General features: G+C 72.5%; 14 protein-coding genes. 10 read left to right on the forward strand and 4 right to left on the reverse strand.

The genetic code is table 11. The features are described 5' to 3' along the window. Positions 1-2: 2 nt before the first annotated feature. Positions 3-782 carry an SDR family oxidoreductase gene (locus AB0G17_RS20335; protein ID WP_361384293.1) on the forward strand — a complete coding sequence of 260 codons (780 nt, stop codon included), beginning with the start codon at positions 3-5 and terminating at the stop codon, positions 780-782. Position 783: 1 nt separating this feature from the next. Further along, positions 784-1,665 (forward strand): SDR family oxidoreductase, encoded by an 882-nt coding sequence (locus AB0G17_RS20340; RefSeq protein WP_361384296.1) that lies wholly within the window; start codon positions 784-786, stop codon positions 1,663-1,665. A 30-nt stretch (positions 1,666-1,695) separates the two neighbouring features. On the opposite strand, the gene AB0G17_RS20345 is transcribed toward AB0G17_RS20340, so the two are convergent. After that, positions 1,696-2,166 carry a MarR family transcriptional regulator gene (locus AB0G17_RS20345; RefSeq protein ID WP_361384299.1) on the reverse strand — a complete coding sequence of 157 codons (471 nt, stop codon included), beginning with the start codon at positions 2,164-2,166 and terminating at the stop codon, positions 1,696-1,698. 177 nt (positions 2,167-2,343) lie between these two features. Between AB0G17_RS20345 and AB0G17_RS20350 the strand changes: the two genes are divergently transcribed. Further along, complete coding sequence (locus AB0G17_RS20350; protein ID WP_361384302.1) at positions 2,344-2,751, forward strand: ribonuclease domain-containing protein; 408 nt, start codon at positions 2,344-2,346, stop codon at positions 2,749-2,751. 167 nt (positions 2,752-2,918) lie between these two features. On the opposite strand, the gene AB0G17_RS20355 is transcribed toward AB0G17_RS20350, so the two are convergent. Next, entirely contained in the window at positions 2,919-3,839 is a 921-nt protein-coding gene (locus AB0G17_RS20355; RefSeq protein ID WP_361384305.1) for a hypothetical protein, read from the reverse strand. Between the two features lie 204 nt (positions 3,840-4,043). Here AB0G17_RS20355 and AB0G17_RS20360 point away from each other — a divergent pair, with 204 nt between their 5' ends. Both AB0G17_RS20360 and AB0G17_RS20365 read left to right on the forward strand, forming a co-directional pair. Next, positions 4,044-4,826, forward strand: coding sequence for a serine protease (locus tag AB0G17_RS20360; RefSeq protein ID WP_361384308.1), 783 nt, complete (start codon positions 4,044-4,046; stop codon positions 4,824-4,826). A 182-nt stretch (positions 4,827-5,008) separates the two neighbouring features. Next, positions 5,009-8,083, forward strand: coding sequence for an endo-alpha-N-acetylgalactosaminidase family protein (locus tag AB0G17_RS20365; RefSeq protein ID WP_361384311.1), 3,075 nt, complete (start codon positions 5,009-5,011; stop codon positions 8,081-8,083). Positions 8,084-8,231: 148 nt separating this feature from the next. On the opposite strand, the gene AB0G17_RS20370 is transcribed toward AB0G17_RS20365, so the two are convergent. Further along, positions 8,232-9,983, reverse strand: a complete 1,752-nt coding sequence (locus AB0G17_RS20370; protein WP_361384678.1) for a beta-galactosidase family protein — start codon at positions 9,981-9,983, stop codon at positions 8,232-8,234. A gap of 120 nt (positions 9,984-10,103) precedes the next feature. Here AB0G17_RS20370 and AB0G17_RS20375 point away from each other — a divergent pair, with 120 nt between their 5' ends. The 5 genes from AB0G17_RS20375 (at position 10,104) to AB0G17_RS20395 (ending at position 16,827) form a co-directional block, all read left to right on the forward strand. After that, on the forward strand, positions 10,104-10,991 hold the full coding sequence (locus AB0G17_RS20375; protein ID WP_361384314.1) for an AraC family transcriptional regulator: 888 nt from the start codon (positions 10,104-10,106) through the stop codon (positions 10,989-10,991). A gap of 11 nt (positions 10,992-11,002) precedes the next feature. Further along, complete coding sequence (locus AB0G17_RS20380) at positions 11,003-11,305, forward strand: chorismate mutase (protein WP_361384317.1); 303 nt, start codon at positions 11,003-11,005, stop codon at positions 11,303-11,305. A gap of 87 nt (positions 11,306-11,392) precedes the next feature. Then, positions 11,393-13,882, forward strand: coding sequence for an aminopeptidase N (gene pepN / locus AB0G17_RS20385; RefSeq protein WP_361384320.1), 2,490 nt, complete (start codon positions 11,393-11,395; stop codon positions 13,880-13,882). Positions 13,883-14,053: 171 nt separating this feature from the next. After that, positions 14,054-15,418 (forward strand): aminotransferase class V-fold PLP-dependent enzyme, encoded by a 1,365-nt coding sequence (locus AB0G17_RS20390; RefSeq protein ID WP_361384324.1) that lies wholly within the window; start codon positions 14,054-14,056, stop codon positions 15,416-15,418. Continuing rightward, on the forward strand, positions 15,415-16,827 hold the full coding sequence (locus tag AB0G17_RS20395; RefSeq protein WP_361384326.1) for a SidA/IucD/PvdA family monooxygenase: 1,413 nt from the start codon (positions 15,415-15,417) through the stop codon (positions 16,825-16,827). The genes AB0G17_RS20390 and AB0G17_RS20395 overlap by 4 nt, the downstream gene beginning before the upstream one ends. A 50-nt stretch (positions 16,828-16,877) precedes the next feature. On the opposite strand, the gene AB0G17_RS20400 is transcribed toward AB0G17_RS20395, so the two are convergent. After that, the gene (locus tag AB0G17_RS20400; RefSeq protein ID WP_361384329.1) at positions 16,878-18,683 is read right to left on the reverse strand and encodes a 5'-nucleotidase C-terminal domain-containing protein; all 1,806 of its coding nucleotides are present in this window, start codon (positions 18,681-18,683) and stop codon (positions 16,878-16,880) included. Positions 18,684-18,827: the final 144 nt, after the last annotated feature.

The following is an 18,827-nucleotide window of genomic DNA, read 5'->3' on the forward strand; positions in this document are numbered from 1 at the left end:
GGATGGAGCTGGCCGGGAAGGCGGCGGTCGTCACGGGCGGCACCCGGGGCGTCGGCGCGGGCATCGCGCGGGCGTTCCTGGCGGCCGGCGCCGAGGTGGTGGTCTGCGCCCGCAGACCGCCTGAGCGGCCGGTCGAAGCGGCGGGCCGGAAGGCCGAGTTCCGACCGCTGGATCTGCGCGAACCGTCGGCCGTACGGGAGTTCTTCGACGCGGTCGCGGCGGAGTGCGGGCACCTCGACGTGCTCGTCAACAACGCGGGCGGCACGCCCTACCGCCTGCTGGGCGAGTCGTCCGCCGAGCGCCACGCGCGCGTGGTGGAGCTCAACCTGACCGCGCCGCTCACCGCCTCGCTCGCCGCGTACCCGCATCTGCGCGCGTCCGGCGGCTCGGTGGTGATGATCGGCAGCGTCAGCGGCACGCGTGCCTCGCCCGGCACCGCCGCGTACGGCGCCGCCAAGGCGGGGCTGGAGAACCTGGCCCGCTCGATGGCGGTGGAGTGGGCGCCCGGGGTGCGGGTCAACACGCTCGTGCTCGGCATGGTCCGCACCGAGCTCGCGCGGCTGCACTACGGGGACGCGGAGGGCGTCGCGGCCGTCGCCCGGACCGTACCGCTGGGGCGGCTCGCCGAGCCGGACGAGGTGGGGGAGGCGGCGGTCTTCCTCGCCTCGGACCGGGCCGCGTACATCACCGGCGCGTCCCTCCTGGTCCACGGCGGCGGCGAGCGCCCGGCGTTCCTGGACGCGGCCACGGTCAACAAGTCACCCGAGAGGTACGGGAGTTGAGATGACGGACATGAGTGCGGGGCGGGTCGTCGTGGTGACCGGGGCGGGGCGAGGGCTCGGCCGTGCGCACGCCCTGGCGTTCGCGGCCGAGGGGGCGAAGGTCGTCGTCAACGACCTCGGTGTCGGTCTGGACGGCGCCCCGGCCCCCGGCAGCCCGGCCGAGCAGGTCGCCGGCGAGATCCGCGCGGCGGGCGGCGAGGCGGTCGCGCACGGCGGGGACATCGCGACGGCGAAGGGCGCGGCCTCCCTCGTCGAAGCCGCCCTCGACCACTTCGGCCGACTGGACACGCTGGTGAGCAACGCGGGCTTCCTGCGCGACCGGATGCTGGTCAACCTCGACGAGGACGACTGGGACGCGGTCCTGCGCGTCCACCTCAAGGGCCACTTCCTGCCGCTGCGGGAGGCGGCGGCGCACTGGCGCGCCGAGTCCAGGGCGGGCCGCCGGCCGGTGGCCCGGGTCGTCCACACGACCTCGGGCGCGGGCCTGCTCGGCAGTGTGGGCCAGGGCAACTACGCGGCGGCCAAGGCCGGGATCGTCGGTCTGACCCTGGTGGCCTCGGCGGAGCTGGCCCGGTACGGCGTCCAGGTCAACGCGATCGCCCCGGCGGCGCGCACCCGGATGACCGAGCAGGTCTTCACCGGCCTCGCGGCCGCCCCCGAGGACGTGTCGCCGCTGGTGGTGTGGCTCGGTTCGGCGGCGAGCGAGGGGGTGACGGGCCGGGTCTTCGAGGCGGAGGGGGGCCGCATCACGGTGATGGAGGGCTGGCGCCCGGGCCCGACGGCCGACAACGGAGCCCGCTGGACCCCGGCGGAGGCGGGGGAGGCGGCCCGAAGGCTGCTGCGGGAGGCTCAGGCGCCGGGGGCGGTGTACGGGGCGGGGTGAGGGGGCGGCGGCGCGGCGGCGCGTCCCGCGCTACGGCCCCAGCCGCGCCGCCGCCTCGCGCTGGAGCGTGCTGTTGCCGGCGAGGAAGCGGATCACGGTTTCCAGCTCGTCCGTCGTGAACTCCTCGCAGAAGTCGGCCACTTGATGGGACCAGTCCACGAAGAACCGCTTCAGGTCGTCGATGTTCTCCCGGCGGATCTCGATGAGGACGCGCCGCTTGTCCGTGGGGTGCTTGGCGCGCCGTGCGAACCCCTTGGCCTCCAGACGGTCGACGAGGCCGGTGACGGAGGCGGGGGCGAGACCGGTGTGCTGGGAGAGTTCTTTTGCGGTGAGCGGACCGAACCGCTCCAGCAGATCGAGCGTCTTGGTTTCGGAGGCGCCCAGGCCTTGCCTTTCGGCGACCGCGGTGTGGAACATCACCGTGACACCGCTGTGTTCGCGCGTCACGGAGACAAGATCTTCGACCGCTTTGGCGCGGTCGGCAGCGAGTCTGTGGTCCATGGCGGGAGAGAGTAGCAAGGCCTTTAGTTCGCTTAAACGAAAGAATGGCAAATTCTTTCCATGAGAGCAAAGAGCGGCGGACGGTTCCGTTACGGGCGGGTGCCGCAGGTTAACTCGTGGGAAATTCAACGGAATTGGCGTTGACGGCGGCGGGTCTACGCGCGTCATCATGACCGCATGAGAATCCCCCCACGCATCACCACGTTCGGCGGAATCGCGACCCTCGCCGCCGCCCTGCTCCTCGGCCCGGGCGCGCTCGACGCCACCGCGTCCACGACGTCCGCCGCCTCCGTCCAGAGCGCCGGCAGCATCTGCTACTCCGAGCTGCCCTCGCAGGCGTACGACACGCTGCGGCTCATCGACAAGGGCGGCCCGTTCCCGTACTCCCAGGACGGTGTCGTCTTCTCCAACCGCGAGGACGTGCTGCCGTCGGAGCCGAGCGGCTACTACCACGAGTACACGGTGAAGACGCCGGGCTCCCCGACGCGGGGCGCCCGCCGCATCGTCACCGGCCGCCAGGCGCACGAGGACTACTACACCTCGGACCACTACGGGACGTTCGACCTGGTCGACTTCGCCTGCTGAGGACGCGCGCTCCAGTTTCACCTGCGGGCCGGTTCGGGCTGAGTGCGCCCACGCGGCGGAGCCGCACATGTCACAGCCCCGCGCCCCTTGGGGGGTGCGGGGCGCTGCACCCCGCATCCTTCAGGGATGCGGGGAACTGTGCGACCAGCCCGCCGGGAGACCACCCGCTACGTGTCGCACGTCAGTACCGCCCCGCACACCCCGCACCGCACCCGCACCCTCCCCCGGACCCCCACCCGATTCCGCTGCCCGCACGTAGGGCACGGGAAGCACACCCGCAGCGAGGCCCCCTCCCCCTCGAAGGAGTACGGCATGCCGAGGGCCGCCCGCACTCCCTCCCGCGCGCCCCGCCGATCCTTCGCGTACCGCCGCCGCCCCACCCACCCCGCCGCCGCCAACGGCGGCTGCTCCGCGTCGAGGCGGGCTCGGGCCTGCCCGGTCCGGTACGCGGGGTACGCCTGCGGGCTGGTGAACCACGGCGACGGGTCCTCGCCGAACACCGCCGCCCGCTTCGCCAGGACGTAACCGAACTCCTCCGGCGTCAGATAGCCCAGCTTCTGGCTGGACACCCCGTCCTCCCGGAACGCGTCGAGCAGCAGCCACCCGGCCCCCAGATACGTCGTCGCTGTGTCCGTGAGGATCTCGTTGTCCCGCGTCCCCGGGAACGCCAGTCCGAGCCGGTGCAGCAGCACGTGCGTGATCTCGTGCGCGAGCGCCGCCCCGATGTCCCGCCGGTGGCGCCGGAAGCGGTCGTTGAGCTCGATGAAGTACTCGGGCCCGGCGGCCAGTTCGACCGACGCCGCGTGCTGCATCTCGCGGAAACCGACGATCATCCGGGCGTCGGGCAGGTGCAGGTGCTGGACCAGCGCCCGGGCCACCCGCTGGGCGCCCAGATGGAGGTCGTCGTGGTCGGCGAAGGCCACGTCGACGGGGAGGACGCTCGTCGCGTACCCCTGGATCCCGTCGTACGACAGCCGCCGGTACAACGCGGTGATCGACGCCCGCACGGTCTCGATGTGCGGAAACCCGTGGACGACCGGACCGGACGGGCCACCGGACCCGGACCCGGCCGCGCTCTCGTGGGCCACGCTGTCACCCCCGTACGCCGGTGAACCGGCCTCCACTGTACGAGGGACCCGCGGCATCCCGCCCCTCCCCGCGTATGGCCGGAAAGCAAGCCTTGTCGGGCGCCCCGGGGGCTCTCATACTCCACAGCACGCGCATTGACGCGCCCATGTCATCCCCATGGCGCGCCGGGGCGCGGACACCAACCCCCCACGAAGGGCAGTCCCTTGAAGAACACACTCGTGCGTGCGCTCAAGAGATGCATAGCCGTCGCGGCGGTCACCCTCGCCGCGTTCACCCTCCAGCCCGCCACCGGCGCCTCCGCGTCCCCCGCGCCCGTGGTCGGCGGAACCCGCGCCGCCCAGGGCGAGTTCCCGTTCATGGTCCGCCTCTCCATGGGCTGTGGCGGCGCCCTCTACACCCAGCAGATCGTCCTCACCGCGGCCCACTGCGTGGACGGCTCCGGCGCCAACACCTCCATCACCGCGACCACGGGCGTCGTCGACCTCCAGAGCAGCAGCGCCGTCAAGGTGAGGTCGACCAAGGTGCTCCAGGCGCCCGGCTACAACGGCAAGGGCAAGGACTGGGCACTGATCAAGCTCGCCAAGCCGGTCAGCCAGCCGACCCTGAAGATCGCCACCACGACCGCGTTCAACAACGGCACCTTCACCATCGCCGGCTGGGGCGCCCGCAGCGAGGGCGGCGGCCAGCAGAGGTACCTCTACAAGGCGACGGTCCCGTTCGTCTCCGACGCCCAGTGCCAGCAGGCGTACGGCAGCGACCTCGTCCCGAGCGACGAGATCTGCGCGGGCTACGTCCAGCAGGGCGGCGTCGACACCTGCCAGGGCGACTCCGGCGGCCCCATGTTCCGCAAGGACAACGACAACGCCTGGATCCAGGTCGGCATCGTGAGCTGGGGCCAGGGCTGCGCCGAGCCCGGCTACCCCGGCGTGTACAGCGAGGTCTCGACCTTCGCCGCCGACATCGCGAAGGCCGCGGCGACGCTGTAGCCGCCGCGTTCACCCGCGGGCCGGTGGCGGGCCGCTCGGGCGGTTCCCCGCGAGCAGCCCCCACCGGGCCGCGGACGAGCACTTAATCCAACACCCCCCTCCCCTTTGTCCATGGGCACGCCACCCCCGTCCGCCCCATCGTGACCAGGCACGAGACACCCCGTCACGAGGAGGACGCCGACGTGAACGCCGACATACGCGGACCCAAGCGGAGGACGGTGGTGGCCGCCACCGCGCTGGCCGGGGCGGGGGCCGCGCTCGGCGCGCCCGGCGCCGCCCGCGCGGCGGCGGACGGCGAGCGCGTCATCCGCTCGCCCGACCTGGACGTACGCCTCGACACCGCCTTCCCCCGCATCGTCTCGTACACCGACCGCGCGAGCGGCGCGAAGCTGTACGGGCAGGCGGAGCCGGTGACGAGCGTGCTGGTCGACGGGGCCGCCCACACGCCCCGGGTCACCGCGCGCACGGGCCGGGACCGGGCCGCGTACACGCTCGCCTTCGACGGCGGCACCGAGATCGGCGTGGAGATCCGCGTCCGGGGCCACCGCGTCGACTGGCGGGTGACCCGGATCGACGACACCGCGTCCCTGCGCGTCGGCACCTTCCAGATCCCCGGTCTGGCCCTGCTCTCCGTGCGCGGCGACCAGCCGGGCGCGGCCCTGCTCGCCGCCCGGATCCAGCTGGACAAGGCGAAGAGCGGCGACACGCTGGTCACCGTCACCCCGGACACCGCGCCGGACCCGGCGCCGGTCGGCTGCGCCTATGCCGTGGTCGCCCACGACGGGCTCGGCGGGGCCGTCGAGACCAACACCGTCTACGACAAGCCCGACAGCGCGGCCGGGACCACCTGGGAGAACGGGCGGCTGTGGCGCCAGGTCCTCAAACGGGACGGGTACGTCGAGGCGCGGCTCGTCCCCGGCCAGTGGACGCACCGGGCCGCCACCGCCGCCGTCCAGGACACCGAGCCGCTGCCGTACGCCACCGTGATCGTCACCGGCGACCGGAACGGCGACGGCACCGTCGACTGGCAGGACGCGGCCATCGCCTTCCGCGACATCATGGTGAACCCGCTCGGCGCCGACGAACAGCACCTGCGGGTCGTCCCGCACATCCCCTTCAACTTCGCCTCGCAGGCGACCAACCCGTTCCTGGCCACCCTCGACAACGTCAAGCGGATCTCGCTGGCCACCGACGGGCTGCGCCAGTACACCCTGCTCAAGGGCTACCAGTCCGAGGGCCACGACTCGGCCCACCCCGACTACGCGGGCAACTACAACGAGCGCGCGGGCGGCATCGAGGACCTCAACCACCTGGTCCGCGAGGGGAAGAAGTGGAACAGCGACTTCGCCGTCCACGTCAACGCCACCGAGTCCTACCCCGTCGCCCACGCCTTCTCCGAGACGCTGGTCGACAAGGCGAACGAGCAGTGGGACTGGCTCGACCAGTCGTACCGCATCGACCAGCGCCGCGACCTGGTCTCCGGTGACATCGCCCGGCGGTTCGCCGCGCTGCGCCGCGACGCGGACCCGGCGCTGGACGCCCTCTACATCGACGTCTTCCGCGAGTCCGGCTGGACCTCCGACCGCCTCCAGCGCGAACTGCGCGACCAGGGCTGGCTGGTCACCTCCGAGTGGGGCCACGGCCTGGAGCGCTCCTCGCTCTGGTCGCACTGGGCCAACGAGACGGACTACGGCGGCGACACCTCGCGCGGCATCAACTCCCGCCTCATCCGCTTCATCCGCAACCACCAGAAGGACGTCTTCGCCGACAAGTGGCCGACCCTGCTCGGCCACGTCCGCATGGGCAACTTCGAGGGGTGGGTCGGCAAGACCGACTGGACGGCGTTCTACCAGCTGATCTGGACGCACTCGCTGCCCGCCAAGTACCTCCAGGCGTATCCGGTCCGGCGCTGGACCGACCACGAGGTCACCTTCTTCGGCCCCGGGGCCACCTCGGTCTCCGACGCCGACGGCACCCGCCGGATCACCACGGACGCGCGCGTGGTGTACGACGGCGGTGCCTATCTGCTGCCCTGGGAGCCCCGCCGCGCCGCCGACCCGGCCAAGCTGTACCACTACAACCCGGCCGGTGGCACCACCAGTTGGCGGCTGCCGCGCGGCTGGGAAGGAGCCCGCACGGTGGTCCTGTACCGGCTCACCGACCAGGGCCGGGCGTACGAGCGCGAGCTGCCGGTCCGCTCCGGCACGGTCACCATCGAGGGCGCCGCGGCCGGACAGCCCTATGTCGTCCTGCGCGAGCGCGCCCGCGGCCGGGACCCGCGCTGGGGCCAGGGCACCGGGCTGTACGACCCCGGCTTCCACTCCGGCTCCCTGAAGGGCTGGACGGTCAGCGGCCCCGCGTCCGTACGCCGCAGCGCGCTCGGGGACTACGAGCTGGTGATCGACGCGGGCGCGGCGGCCTGCGTCGGCCAGCGCCTGGCCCGCCTCGCGCCCGGGACGTACGCCGCGTCCGTGCAGGTCGAGGTGGGCGAGCGGGCGGGGGAGCGGCGGGTCGCGGCCCTGGAGGTGCGCACCGCCGACGGGGTGAGCGCGCGGACCTGGACGGAGACCTCCACCGCGGGCAACTACGTCGCCGCCGACCGCAAGCACGGCACCCGCTTCCAGCGGATGTTCACCCACTTCACGGTCCCCGAGGGCGGCGGCCCGGTCGAGCTGAGCCTGCGCGCGGAGGCGGGGCAGGCCCGGGTGCGGTTCGACAACGTACGGGTCGTGGCGGCCCGGCCCACCGCCAAGGAAGGCGCGCTGGCCTACGAGGACTTCGAGAACGTGCCGCAGGGCTGGGGCGTCTTCGTCAAGGGCGACGCGGGCGGCGCCACCGACCCGCGCACCCACATCGCGCAGCGGCACGCCCCGTACACCCAGCGCGGCTGGAGCGGGAAGGCGATCGACGACGTGATCGACGGCGGCCAGTCGCTCAAGTCACGCGGCGAGAACGACGGCCTGGTCTACCGGACCGTGCCGTTCACCGTCCGTTTCCTCCCCAGTAAGCGCTATCGCGTGGGCTTCCGTTACGAGAGCGAGAAGGCCGGCCAGTACGCCTGGATCACCGCCGTCGACGAGGGAGACGGCACGCGCGAGCTGAGCCGTGAGATGTTCGGCGAGGCGACCGGACCGACCGCGTTCGTCTACGAGTTCACGGCCCCCGCGACCGGCGAGGCGTGGGTCGGGCTGCGCAAGACCGGGGACGACGGCACGGCGGAGTTCACGCTGGACGCGTTCGAGGTGACGGAGGTGTAGGCAGAGGCGGACCGTCCGGCGGCCGGGGAGAGGCTGCCGGACGGTCGTTCACTCACGCCGCTCAGTTGAAGAAGATGTTCTGGACCGTGTTGCCGGCGCACTCGCCTCATGAAAGCGCGTTCCCTCTCCCGACGCGCCCGCCTCGAGGCTAATGGAACGTCACTTCCGGACCCGTTGAGTCCTCAGCCTCGAGCTCCCACACCCAGACCTCGTTGGCTTGATCCCGCAGCACCGCCCCCGGGACGTACAGCGACCGGTGTGGCCCGACGGTCCAGTAACGTCCGAGGTTGAAGCCGTTAACCCAGACGAAACCCCGTACCAGGCCTGCGAATTCAAGGCGTGCGTCGCCGGGACGGGGTGCATCGAAGGTGCCTCGAAACAGTCCCCGCCCCGCCTCCGCAGGTGAACGGAACGGCAGCCGCCGCACCCGCCCGGCGTCCTCGAACGCGTCCAGTCGCAGCCCCCGCACCCGCACACCGTGCAGGAACTGCCGTTCGTGCAGCACTCCGCCGGTGATCCCCTTGGGCTCGGCGAGCCTGGGCCCGTAGTTGACGCGCCCCAGCGACTCCACCCACAGCTCGACCACGGCGGGCCCCGCCACGGGCTCCGGCAGCGCCGCGTCGTCCTCGGTGAGCACCCCGGCCCGCACCCCGTCGACGTACACGACCGCCCGGTCCCGCAGGCCCAGCACCCTCAGCGGATAGGGCTGCCGGGGCCCGGGCACCTCGAACCGGTAGCGCACCACGCCCCGGTCCACGTCCAGCTCCTCGAACGTCGGCGGCACCCCGTGCTCGCCCTCCGCCGAGCCCAGCGCCTCCAGCACGTCCTCGGCCGCCACCCACTGTGTCAGCGGCACGGTGACCGGGGCGCCCAACACCGGTGGCGCGGGCGGAAGTTCGGGCAGCGGGCCGTCCGCGTACTCGGCGAGCACCTCGCGGAACGCCCAGAACTTCGGCGTCGGGCGGCCGTACTCGTCGATCGGCGCGTCGTAGTCGTACGAGGTGACGTCCGGCCGCAGCGTCCCCAGATGCGCCTCGCCGTCCCGGTTGGCGCCCGCCCAGCCGGCGAAGCTGGTGCCGCCGTGCGCCATGTAGAGGTTGACGGAGGCGCCGCACCCCAGGATCTCGCGCAGCGCCCCCGCCGCCTCGCGCGCGTCCCGCACCACCGGCTCCGCGCCCCAGTGGTCGAACCAGCCGCACCAGAACTCCATGCACATCAGCGGCCCCTCGGGGCGGTGGCGGCGCAGCACCTCGAAGGCTTCGCGGGCGCCTGAGCCGAAGTTCGCGGTGGCGAGCACCCCCGGCAGGGACCCGCCGCTCAGCATGTGGTCCTCGGGCCCGTCGGAGGTGAACAGCGGGACGCCCACGCCCAGTTCGGCGAGGAGGTCCGCGAGCACGCGCAGATAGACCCGGTCCGAGCCGTAGCTGCCGTACTCGTTCTCCACCTGCACCATCACCACCGGGCCGCCCCGGTCCGCCTGCCGGGCCACGACCTGCGGCAGCAGCACCCGGAACCAGCGCTCCACCTCTCGCAGATACTCCGGGTCCCGGGTGCGCACCCGCCGCCCCAGCGCCCCCGTCAGCCAGTGCGGCAGCCCGCCGTTCTCCCACTCGGCGCAGATGTACGGGCCGGGGCGCACGATCGCCCACAGCCCGGCCGCGTGCGCCGCGTCCAGGAACCGGCCCAGCGCCTGCGGGTCCCGGTGGCGGCCCGGAGCCGGCTCGTGCAGGTTCCACGGCACATACGTCTCGACGCAGTTCAGCCCCATCGCCCGCAGCATCGCGAGCCGGTGGCCCCACTGGGACTCGTGCACCCGGAAGTAGTGCAGCGCCCCCGAGAGCAGCCGCACCGGCCGCCCGTCCAGCAGAAAGTCCTCGTCACCCACGGTGAAGTCAGCCACCGGCCCCGCCCGTCTCTCGATCATCCGGGCTCAGCCTCGCCTCTGGCGCGGGCGCCGGTCCATGGACAAAGATCGGCGCTGATTGGACGCAAAGGGGGGACGGGAGGCGGCAGAACCGGCATGTACCACACCTGGATGCGCTACTTCACGCCGAGCCCGGTCCACCACCGGCTCGGTCTGGTCTGCCTCGGCGTCGGGATGCAGCACGGCGCGCTGCCCACCGTCGGGCCGCGCACCCTGGACCACCACGTCGCCGTGGTGATCGGCGCGGGCGGCGGCTGGTTCCGGGGCGCGGACGGAGAGCGCCTCACCGTGACCGCGCCCGCGCTGCTCTGGCTCACCCCGGGCGTGCCGCACCACTACGGGCCCGACCCGGCCACCGGCTGGGACGAGTCGTTCGTCGACTTCACCGGGCCCGCCACCACCACGTACACCGAACTCGGCTACATAGAGCCCGACCGGCCCGTCGTCCCCCTCGCCGACACGGCCGCCGCCCGGGCAGCCGTCGGCCGGATCGCCCGGGCGGCCCGCCGGGGCAACCCGCTCCTGGAGGTCGAGACGGGCGCGGCCGTCCACGAACTCCTCGTCGCGCTGCGCCGCGCCCGCGCCGATCTCGCGCCCGACGGCGACCCCGTCCTCCAGGCCCTCGCCCGCGACGCCTTCCAGCCCCTGTCGGTGGCCGAGCACGCCGCCCGGCACGGCATGACCCCCGCGGAGCTGCGCACGGCGGTGCGCCGGGGCGCCGGGTGCAGCCCCAAGGACTACCTCCTGGGCATCCGGCTCGGCCGGGCCAAGGAGCTGCTCGCCGCCACCGAGCTGCCGGTCGCCGCGGTGGCTCGCCGGGTGGGCTACGACGACCCCGCGTACTTCTCGCGCCTGTTCACCCGCCGTGTCGGCACCGCCCCGGTCCGCTTCCGCGAGCAGCAGGGCCGGGCGGTTCCCGGCGGCTGGAGCAGCCGGATCCCGGATCCTGAACACCCTCCGACGATCCCGGGCCCGGCCACGTAAGCTCGACGACCATGACCACGATCGACCCCTCCGTGCAGGCGGAGCTCGCCCGGCTCCGGGACAGCATCGACAACATCGACGCGGCCGTCGTCCACATGCTCGCCGAGCGCTTCAAATGCACCCAGCAGGTCGGCCACCTCAAGGCCGAGCACAAGCTGCCCCCGGCCGACCCGGCCCGCGAGGCCGAGCAGATCGACCGGCTGCGGGGCCTGGCGGAGAGCGCCAAGCTGGACCCGGCCTTCGCCGAGAAGCTGCTGAACTTCATCATCGCGGAGGTGATCAGACACCACGAGACGATCGCCAAGTCGTCCTGAGCCGCCGCGCGCCCTTACCCGCCCTGCGCTGAGAGCGCAACGGAATCCCACTGTGCGGACAGGGGCCCATCGGGCAGCATGGCCCCCATGTCCGTACTGACGCGCGACGAAGCGCAGACCCGTGCCCGGCTCCTCGACGTCCAGCGGTACGAGATCGAGCTCGATCTCACCACCGGCGAGGAGACCTTCGACTCCCAGACCGTCATCCATTTCACCGCACGCGCGGCCGGGGACACGTTCGTCGAGGTCAAGCCGGCCACCCTGCGCTCGGTCAGCCTCGACGGGCAGCCGCTGGACCCCGCCGCCCTCGTCGAGAACCGCCTCGCGCTCACCGGCCTCGCCGCCGGCCCGCACGAGCTGCGCGTCGAAGCCGAGATGACGTACTCGCACACCGGCGAGGGCCTGCACCGCTTCACCGACCCGGTCGACGGCGAGACCTACACGTACACCCAGCTCTTCATGGAAGACGTGCAGCGCGTCTTCGCCGCCTTCGACCAGCCCGACCTGAAGGCCGCCTTCGACCTCACGGTCACCGCGCCCGAAGGCTGGACCGTGCTGGCCAACGGCATCACCGAGCACCAGGGCGACGGCCGCTGGAAGGCCGCCACCACCCCGCTCCTCTCCACCTACTTCGTGGCGCTCGCCGCCGGCCCCTGGCACTCGGTGACCACCGAGCACGCGGGCCTGCCCTTCGGCCTCCACTGCCGCCGCTCGCTCGCGCCCCACCTGGACGCCGACGCCGAGGAACTCTTCGAGATCACCCGGCAGTGCTACGACCGCTACCACGAGAAGTTCGACGAGGCCTACCCCTTCGACTCCTACGACCAGGCCTTCGTGCCCGAGTTCAACGCGGGCGCCATGGAGAACCCGGGCCTGGTCACCTTCCGCGACGAGTTCATCTACCGCTCCGCCGTCACCGACACCGAGCGCCAGACCCGCGCCATGGTCGTCGCGCACGAGATGGCCCACATGTGGTTCGGCGACCTGGTCACCCTGCGCTGGTGGGACGACATCTGGCTGAACGAGTCGTTCGCCGAGTACATGGGCTACCAGACCCTCACCGAGGCCACCCGCTTCACCGACACCTGGGTCGACTTCGGAATCGTCCGCAAGGCCTGGGGCTACGACGCCGACCAGCGGCCCTCCACCCACCCCGTCGCCCCCGACCCGGACGCCGTGCCCGACACCGCCTCCGCGATGCTCAACTTCGACGGCATCTCCTACGCCAAGGGCGCCTCCGCACTGCGCCAGCTGGTGACCTGGCTGGGCGAGAAGGACTTCCTCGCGGGCATCAACACCCACTTCAAGCGGCACAAGTTCGGCAACGCCACGCTCGCCGACTTCATCGACAACCTGGCCTCCGCCACCGACCGCAATGTGCACGCCTGGGCCGAGAAGTGGCTGCGCACCACCGGCGTGGACACCCTGACGCCCGTGGTCGGGGAGAACGGGGGCTCCTGGACGCTCGCCGTCGAGCAGGACGGCGACCGGCCGCACCGGATCGCCGTCGGCGCGTACGACACCGACCCGGCGCGCCCCGGACAGCTGGTGCTGCGCGAGCGCTTCGAGACCGACGTGCCCGCCGCCGAGCCGGTCACCCGCACCGGCGCGCGCCCCGCGCTCGTACTCCTCAACGACGGCGACCTCAGCTACGCCAAGGTGCGCCTGGACACCGAGTCGTGGCAGACGGCCCTGCGCTCCCTGTCCGCACTGCCCGCCCCCCTGGCCCGAGCCGTCGTCTGGAACGCGGCCCGCGACATGGTCCGCGACGGGCAGCTGCCGCCCGCCGCCTACCTGGAGGCGGCCCGCGCCCACCTCCCGTACGAGTCGGACCTGGCGATCGTGCAGGGCGTCCTCACCTTCGCCACCGCACAGGTCGTCGGCCGCTATCTCGCGGACGGCGCGCGCCCCGCCGCCCTCGCGCTGCTCGGCGAGCTGACCCGGGACCTGATCCGGCGCACCGAGGACGGCGACAACCCGGGCCTGCGGCTCACCGCCGTGCGCCACTTCATCGACTGCGCCACCCAGCCCCACACCATCCAGGAGTGGCTGGCCGACGGAAGCGTCCCCGGCGGCCCCGAGCTCGACCCGGAGCTGCGCTGGCGCGTCCTCAACCGCCTCGCGGTGCTGGGCGCGACCTCCGAGGACCGGATCGCAGCCGAGCTGGCCCGCGACCCCAGCGCGACCGGCGAGGAGGGCGCGGCGCGCTGCCGCGCCGCGCTGCCGGACGCGTCCGCGAAGGCCGCCGCGTGGGCCGCGATGTTCGAGGACGACGCGCTCTCCAACTACCTGTTCACGGCGACCGCCCAGGGCTTCTGGCAGCCCGAACAGGCCGATCTGGTACGGGAGTACGTGTCCCGCTTCTACGTGGACGCGGTCCCGCTGGCCGCCCGGCGCGGCCCCGCGATCGCGGAGGCGGCGGGCCGCTACGCCTTCCCGGCCTTCGCGGTCGACCCGGAGGCGGTGGCCCTGGGCGAGGCGTGCCTGTCCCGCGACGACCTCCTCCCGGCCCTGCGGCGCAAGCTGACCGACCAGGTCGACGACCTGCGCAGGGCGCTGGCGGTGCGGGACGCCTGACCCGGGCTCCTGGGGCGGTGGCGTGCTCATACCAGTGCGCCACCCCCCAACACCCCGCCTCCGGGGGGCCAGTACCACTTTCGGGTTGAGATCGTTGTGCAGGGCAGCCCCACCGCGCCGGGACGCTCCACGCTGGTGAGGCCGTCGTTCGCACACCGAAGGACACCCCCCATGCACACCCCGCCCCTCGCCGGCGGCCCCACCGGCCCCGCCGCCCTGCACCCCCTCCTCGGCGTCGTCCTCGACGCGTTGCGCGACGGTGCGGTGGCCCGGGGCGGCCCGCTGCCGGGCGGCGGCCCGGAGGCGGTGGCCGTACGGGTCAGGGCCGCGGTCGGGGAGGCGTTCCCGTCACACGGCACCAGCGCCGAGGAGGCGCTGACCACACTGGTGCGGGCCCTGGCAGAAGGCGCGGCCGACCCCGCCGACCCCCGCTGCGCCGCCCACCTGCACACCCCGCCGCTGGCCCTGGCCGCGGCCGCCGACCTCGCCGCCTCCGCCCTCAACCCGTCCCTCGACTCCTGGGACCAGGCGCCCGCCGCCGCCGAGCTCGAAGCCCTCGTCACCCGGGCGCTGGCCGCCGAGTTCTGGCCCGGCGGCGACGCGCTCGTCACCAGCGGCGGCACCGAGTCCAACCAGCTCGCCCTCCTGCTTGCCCGCCAGCGGCACGGCGCCGTCCAGATCGTCCAGGGCGCCCACACCCACCACTCCATCGCCCGCGCCGCCTGGCTCCTCGGCCTCCCCGAGCCGGTCACCGTCCCCGCCCCCTCCGGCACCCTCGACCTCGCGGCCCTGGACGACGCCCTCACCGACCTGCACCGCCCCGTCCTGGTCACCGCCACCGCCGGCACCACCGACACCGGCGCGATCGACCCGCTCGCCGAGATCGCCGCGCTGTGCGCCCGGCACGGCGCCGAGCTGCACGTCGACGCCGCGTACGGCGGGCCGCTGATCTTCAGCGACAGCCACCGCGGCAAGCTGCGCGGCCTCGAACACGCCCACTCCGTCACCCTCGACCTGCACAAACTCGGCTGGCAGCCGGTCGCCGCCGGACTGCTCGCGGTCCCCGACCCGGCCCGCCTCGCCCCGCTCGCGCACACCGCCGACTACCTCAACGCCGACGACGACACCGAAGCGGGCCTGCCCGACCTCCTCGGCCGTTCCCTGCGGACCACCCGCAGACCGGACGTACTGAAGATCGCCGTCACGCTCCGCGCGCTCGGCCGCACCGGCCTCGCGAGCCTCGTCGACCGCACCCTCGCCCTCGCGATGACCTTCGCGGACCTGGTCGAGGAACACCCCCGCCTCGACCTGTACGAGCGCCCCGCGCTCTCCACCGTCCTGTTCCGCCCGACGGGCGCCCCCGACGACGAGGTCGCCGGGATCCGCCGCGCCCTGCTCACCGAGGGCCGGGCCGTCCTCGGCAGGGCCCGCGCCGACGGCCGCCTCTGGCTCAAGGCCACCCTCCTCAACCCCCACACCACCACCGGCGACCTGGCACAGCTCCTCAAGACCGTGGAAGGCAGCATCCCGCGATGACCGCACCGGCACCCGCCCAAGACATCGACCGACCGCACGACCTGGTGGGCATCGGGGTGGGCCCCTTCAACCTCTCGCTCGCCGCCCTCGCCCACGGTGTGCCCGGCGGGCTCTCGACCGCCTTCTACGAACAGCGCCACGCCTTCCACTGGCACCCCGGGCTGCTCATCGAGGGCGCCACCCTCCAAGTCCCGTTCCTGGCGGACCTGGTGACCCTCGCCGACCCCGCGAGCCCCTGGTCGTTCCTCAACTACCTGCGCCACCGCGAGCGGCTCTTCCCGTTCTACTTCGCCGAGCGCTTCCACATCCAGCGCACCGAGTACGACGCGTACTGCCGCTGGGTCAGCGAGAACCTTCCCGGACTGCACTTCGGGCACCAGGTCGACGCGGTGCGCTGGAACGCCGAAAGGGAGGTGTTCGAGGTCGACTTCACCCAGCTCGACGTCCACGGCCAGGCCGAGGCGCTGGGCCGCGCCTTTGCCCGCAACCTCGTCCTCGGCGTAGGCACCGAGCCCTACGTGCCCGAGGCGCTGCGCCCGCTCGCCGACGCGCCCGCCGTCCCGGTGATCCACTCGTCCGACTACCTCGACCACCGCGACCGGTTCCTCGCCGCCGACCACATCACCGTCATCGGCTCCGGCCAGTCCGGCGCCGAGGTCTTCCTCGACCTGCTGCGCAACCGCCCGGCGGGCCGCGAGCGCCTCACCTGGCTCGCCCGCACCGAGACGTTCGCGCCCATGGAGTACTCCAAGCTCGGCCTGGAGCACTTCACCCCCGACTACACCCGCTACTTCCACGCCCTGGCCGAGCCCGTCCGCGACGAACTCGTGCCCCGCCAGTGGCAGCTCCACAAGGGCATCGACGCGGACACCATCGCCGCCATCCACGACGAGCTCTACCGCCGCACCCAGCACGGCGGCTGGCCCGACGCCACCCTCACGCCCGGCGTCAACGTCCGTACGGCGGGCCGCGTCGCCACCACCAAGGTCGAGCTGCACCTGGAACACACCCAGCAGGGCGTGCGCTCCCGGCTGACCACCGACGCGGTGGTCCTCGCCACGGGCTACCGGGAGCGCCCCCTGGCCCGCATGCTCTCCGGCCTCGACCCCTACATGCGCCTGGACGCCTCCGAACGACCGCGCATCGACGCGGACTTCCGCCTGGTCCTGGACGGCTCGGTCACGGGCGCGGTCTACGTCCAGAACGCCGAGAAGCACACGCACGGGGTCGGCGCCCCCGACCTGGGCCTGGCGGCCTGGCGCAGCGCGGCGATCCTGAACACCCTGACGGGCAAGGAGCCGTACCCGCTGCCGGAGCGCACGGCGTTCACGACGTTCGGCCTGGCCAAGCCGGAAGAGGCCCGCCCGGCACCGAAGGCGCCGGGCGGCTTGATCCCCTTGGAGGGGTGACCCATTCGGAGGGCGGTCGGCGAAAACCGCGCCGTCCCCCGGACGAAGGCCTAGAACACAGCGACCCCGTCCCGGACCAGCTTCCAGTCCACGGAGGCAAACGCGGCAGGGTCGACAACACCCTTCGCCTTCACCCACGCGATGATCGTGTTGCGGATCTCCTCGGAGTTCGCCCACAGCTGCTTGGCCGCGGCGACATGCGGGAAGTTGCCCCCGCCATTGGCCCGGTAGTTGTTGACGGCCAGCACGAACTGCGCGGCGGGATCCAGCGGCTTGCCCTGGAACGTGAGGTTCGAGATCCGCGACCCCGCCGCCTTCGCGATGTCGATGTCGTACTTCAGCCCCGACACCGCGTCGTAGTTGTAGTCCGGCGTGTTTTCGGCGTTCGTCAGCTTCGCCGGGTCGACGGGCGCCCCGGCCGCCGTCTGGACGTAGTACCGGGCCGAGAACTCCAGGTAGTCCTTGAGCTGCGCACCCGTCAGGAGCCGGGCCTCCAGCGTGTTCTCGAACGGATACAGCCCGGCCGCGTCCTTGATGGTGACCTGGCCGGCCGGGATGACGGCCGTGCGCGAGAAGCAGGACGCCTGCGACAGCACCGGCAGGGACGCGTAGGCGCCGCCCGCCAGCGCCGCCTTGACCGTGTCCACCTGAACCGCGTTGATCAGGTCGATGATCGGCTCGTCCTTCCAGGCCGCCTCGGCGGTGGTCATGGCCGCCTTCGACGTGCCGATGACCTGGTTGACGTATGCCACGACCTTCTTGTGCTCGTCGGAGAGCAGCCGGACGATCTTCGGGTCCTCGACGGCGGTGTTGGAGTTGAGGACCTTGGACCCGGCCTTCTCGACCGCCCAGCAGCCCTTCTCCCACACCAGCTCGAAGTCGAAGACGGTCAGCCGCTGGCCCCACTTCAGCGGCTCGGAGAGCACGACGTCCTTGCCGGTCTGCTTGTTCTTCACCCGGTACTCGGGAATCTCCACATGCGCGTGCCCGACCAGGATCGCGTCGATCCCCGGCACCTGCTCGGCCACCAGCGCGGCCGCGTTCTCGATGTACGGGAGCTGGTCGCCGTACGAGGAGGTGCCCGAGGAGCCCGCGTGGGCGGCCACGATCACCACGTCCGCGCCCATCGAGCGCAGCTTGGGCACCCACTTCGCGGCCTGCTCCTCAAGGCCGGGGAAGACCATCTTGCCGCTGACGTTGGCCTTGTCCCAGATCGCGATGCCGGGGTTGGTGAGACCGAGGATCGCGACCTTGACGTCCCGCCCGTGCGGGGTGCGCAGCCGCTTGATGACGTACGGCCGGAAGGCCGGCTTCAGCGTCTTGGCGTCCAGCGCGTTGGCGCCGAGCAGCGGGAAGTCGCACTGCTCCTCGAACTTGCGCAGCACCGGGATGCCGTAGTTGAACTCGTGGTTGCCGAGGGCGGCGGCGTGGTAGCCGATCGCGTTCATGGCCTGCGCCATCGGGTGCACCGGCCCGTGCTTGGCCGTGATCGGGTCGACCTTGGCGTAGTAGTACGAGAGCTGGGTGCCCTGGATGGTGTCACCCGCGTCGATCATCAGGGTGTTGTGGCGGCCCTTCTCCTTGCGGATCTGCTCGACGAGCGTGGAGATCTTGGCGAGGCCGACGTCGTTGTGTGCCTTGTCGTCGAACTCCTTGTCCGTGAAGTAGTCCCAGTTGAAGACGTTGCCGTGCAGGTCGGTGGTGCCCATGACGCTGAACGAGTACCGCTTCGGCGCACGCCCGTGGCCGTGCCCGTGCTCGTGGGCCTCGGCGGGAGCGGCGGCACCCCCGACTATGGCCGCACCGGCTCCGGCGGCGGCCGTGGTGCCCAGGAACGTCCTACGGTTCAGCGGCATGTGATGCACTCCCTGACGATGCGTTACGCGCGTAGACAGGGGCGACGCGCGTAGATGGTCGAGAGGATTTTGGCGCAGAACAGCCGTCCGCAACACCCCTGACGGGTTTCGATCGAGTGACCGTTCGAAGTCACACGGCGGGAC

Origin of the sequence: Streptomyces sp. NPDC023838 (assembly GCF_040639555.1) — a bacterium.
In the GTDB taxonomy this organism is placed as follows: Bacteria; Actinomycetota; Actinomycetes; order Streptomycetales; family Streptomycetaceae; genus Streptomyces.

What these genes read in the sequence shown, in the direction of transcription:
- AB0G17_RS20335 (WP_361384293.1), top strand. Translation starts at nt 3, where the DNA reads ATGGAGCTGGCCGGGAAGGCGGCGGTCGTCACGGGCGGCACCCGGGGC.
- AB0G17_RS20340 (WP_361384296.1), top strand. Translation starts at nt 784, where the DNA reads ATGACGGACATGAGTGCGGGGCGGGTCGTCGTGGTGACCGGGGCGGGG.
- AB0G17_RS20345 (WP_361384299.1), bottom strand. Translation starts at nt 2,166, where the DNA reads ATGGACCACAGACTCGCTGCCGACCGCGCCAAAGCGGTCGAAGATCTT.
- AB0G17_RS20350 (WP_361384302.1), top strand. Translation starts at nt 2,344, where the DNA reads ATGAGAATCCCCCCACGCATCACCACGTTCGGCGGAATCGCGACCCTC.
- AB0G17_RS20375 (WP_361384314.1), top strand. Translation starts at nt 10,104, where the DNA reads ATGTACCACACCTGGATGCGCTACTTCACGCCGAGCCCGGTCCACCAC.
- AB0G17_RS20380 (WP_361384317.1), top strand. Translation starts at nt 11,003, where the DNA reads ATGACCACGATCGACCCCTCCGTGCAGGCGGAGCTCGCCCGGCTCCGG.
- pepN (WP_361384320.1), top strand. Translation starts at nt 11,393, where the DNA reads ATGTCCGTACTGACGCGCGACGAAGCGCAGACCCGTGCCCGGCTCCTC.
- AB0G17_RS20390 (WP_361384324.1), top strand. Translation starts at nt 14,054, where the DNA reads ATGCACACCCCGCCCCTCGCCGGCGGCCCCACCGGCCCCGCCGCCCTG.
- AB0G17_RS20395 (WP_361384326.1), top strand. Translation starts at nt 15,415, where the DNA reads ATGACCGCACCGGCACCCGCCCAAGACATCGACCGACCGCACGACCTG.
- AB0G17_RS20400 (WP_361384329.1), bottom strand. Translation starts at nt 18,683, where the DNA reads ATGCCGCTGAACCGTAGGACGTTCCTGGGCACCACGGCCGCCGCCGGA.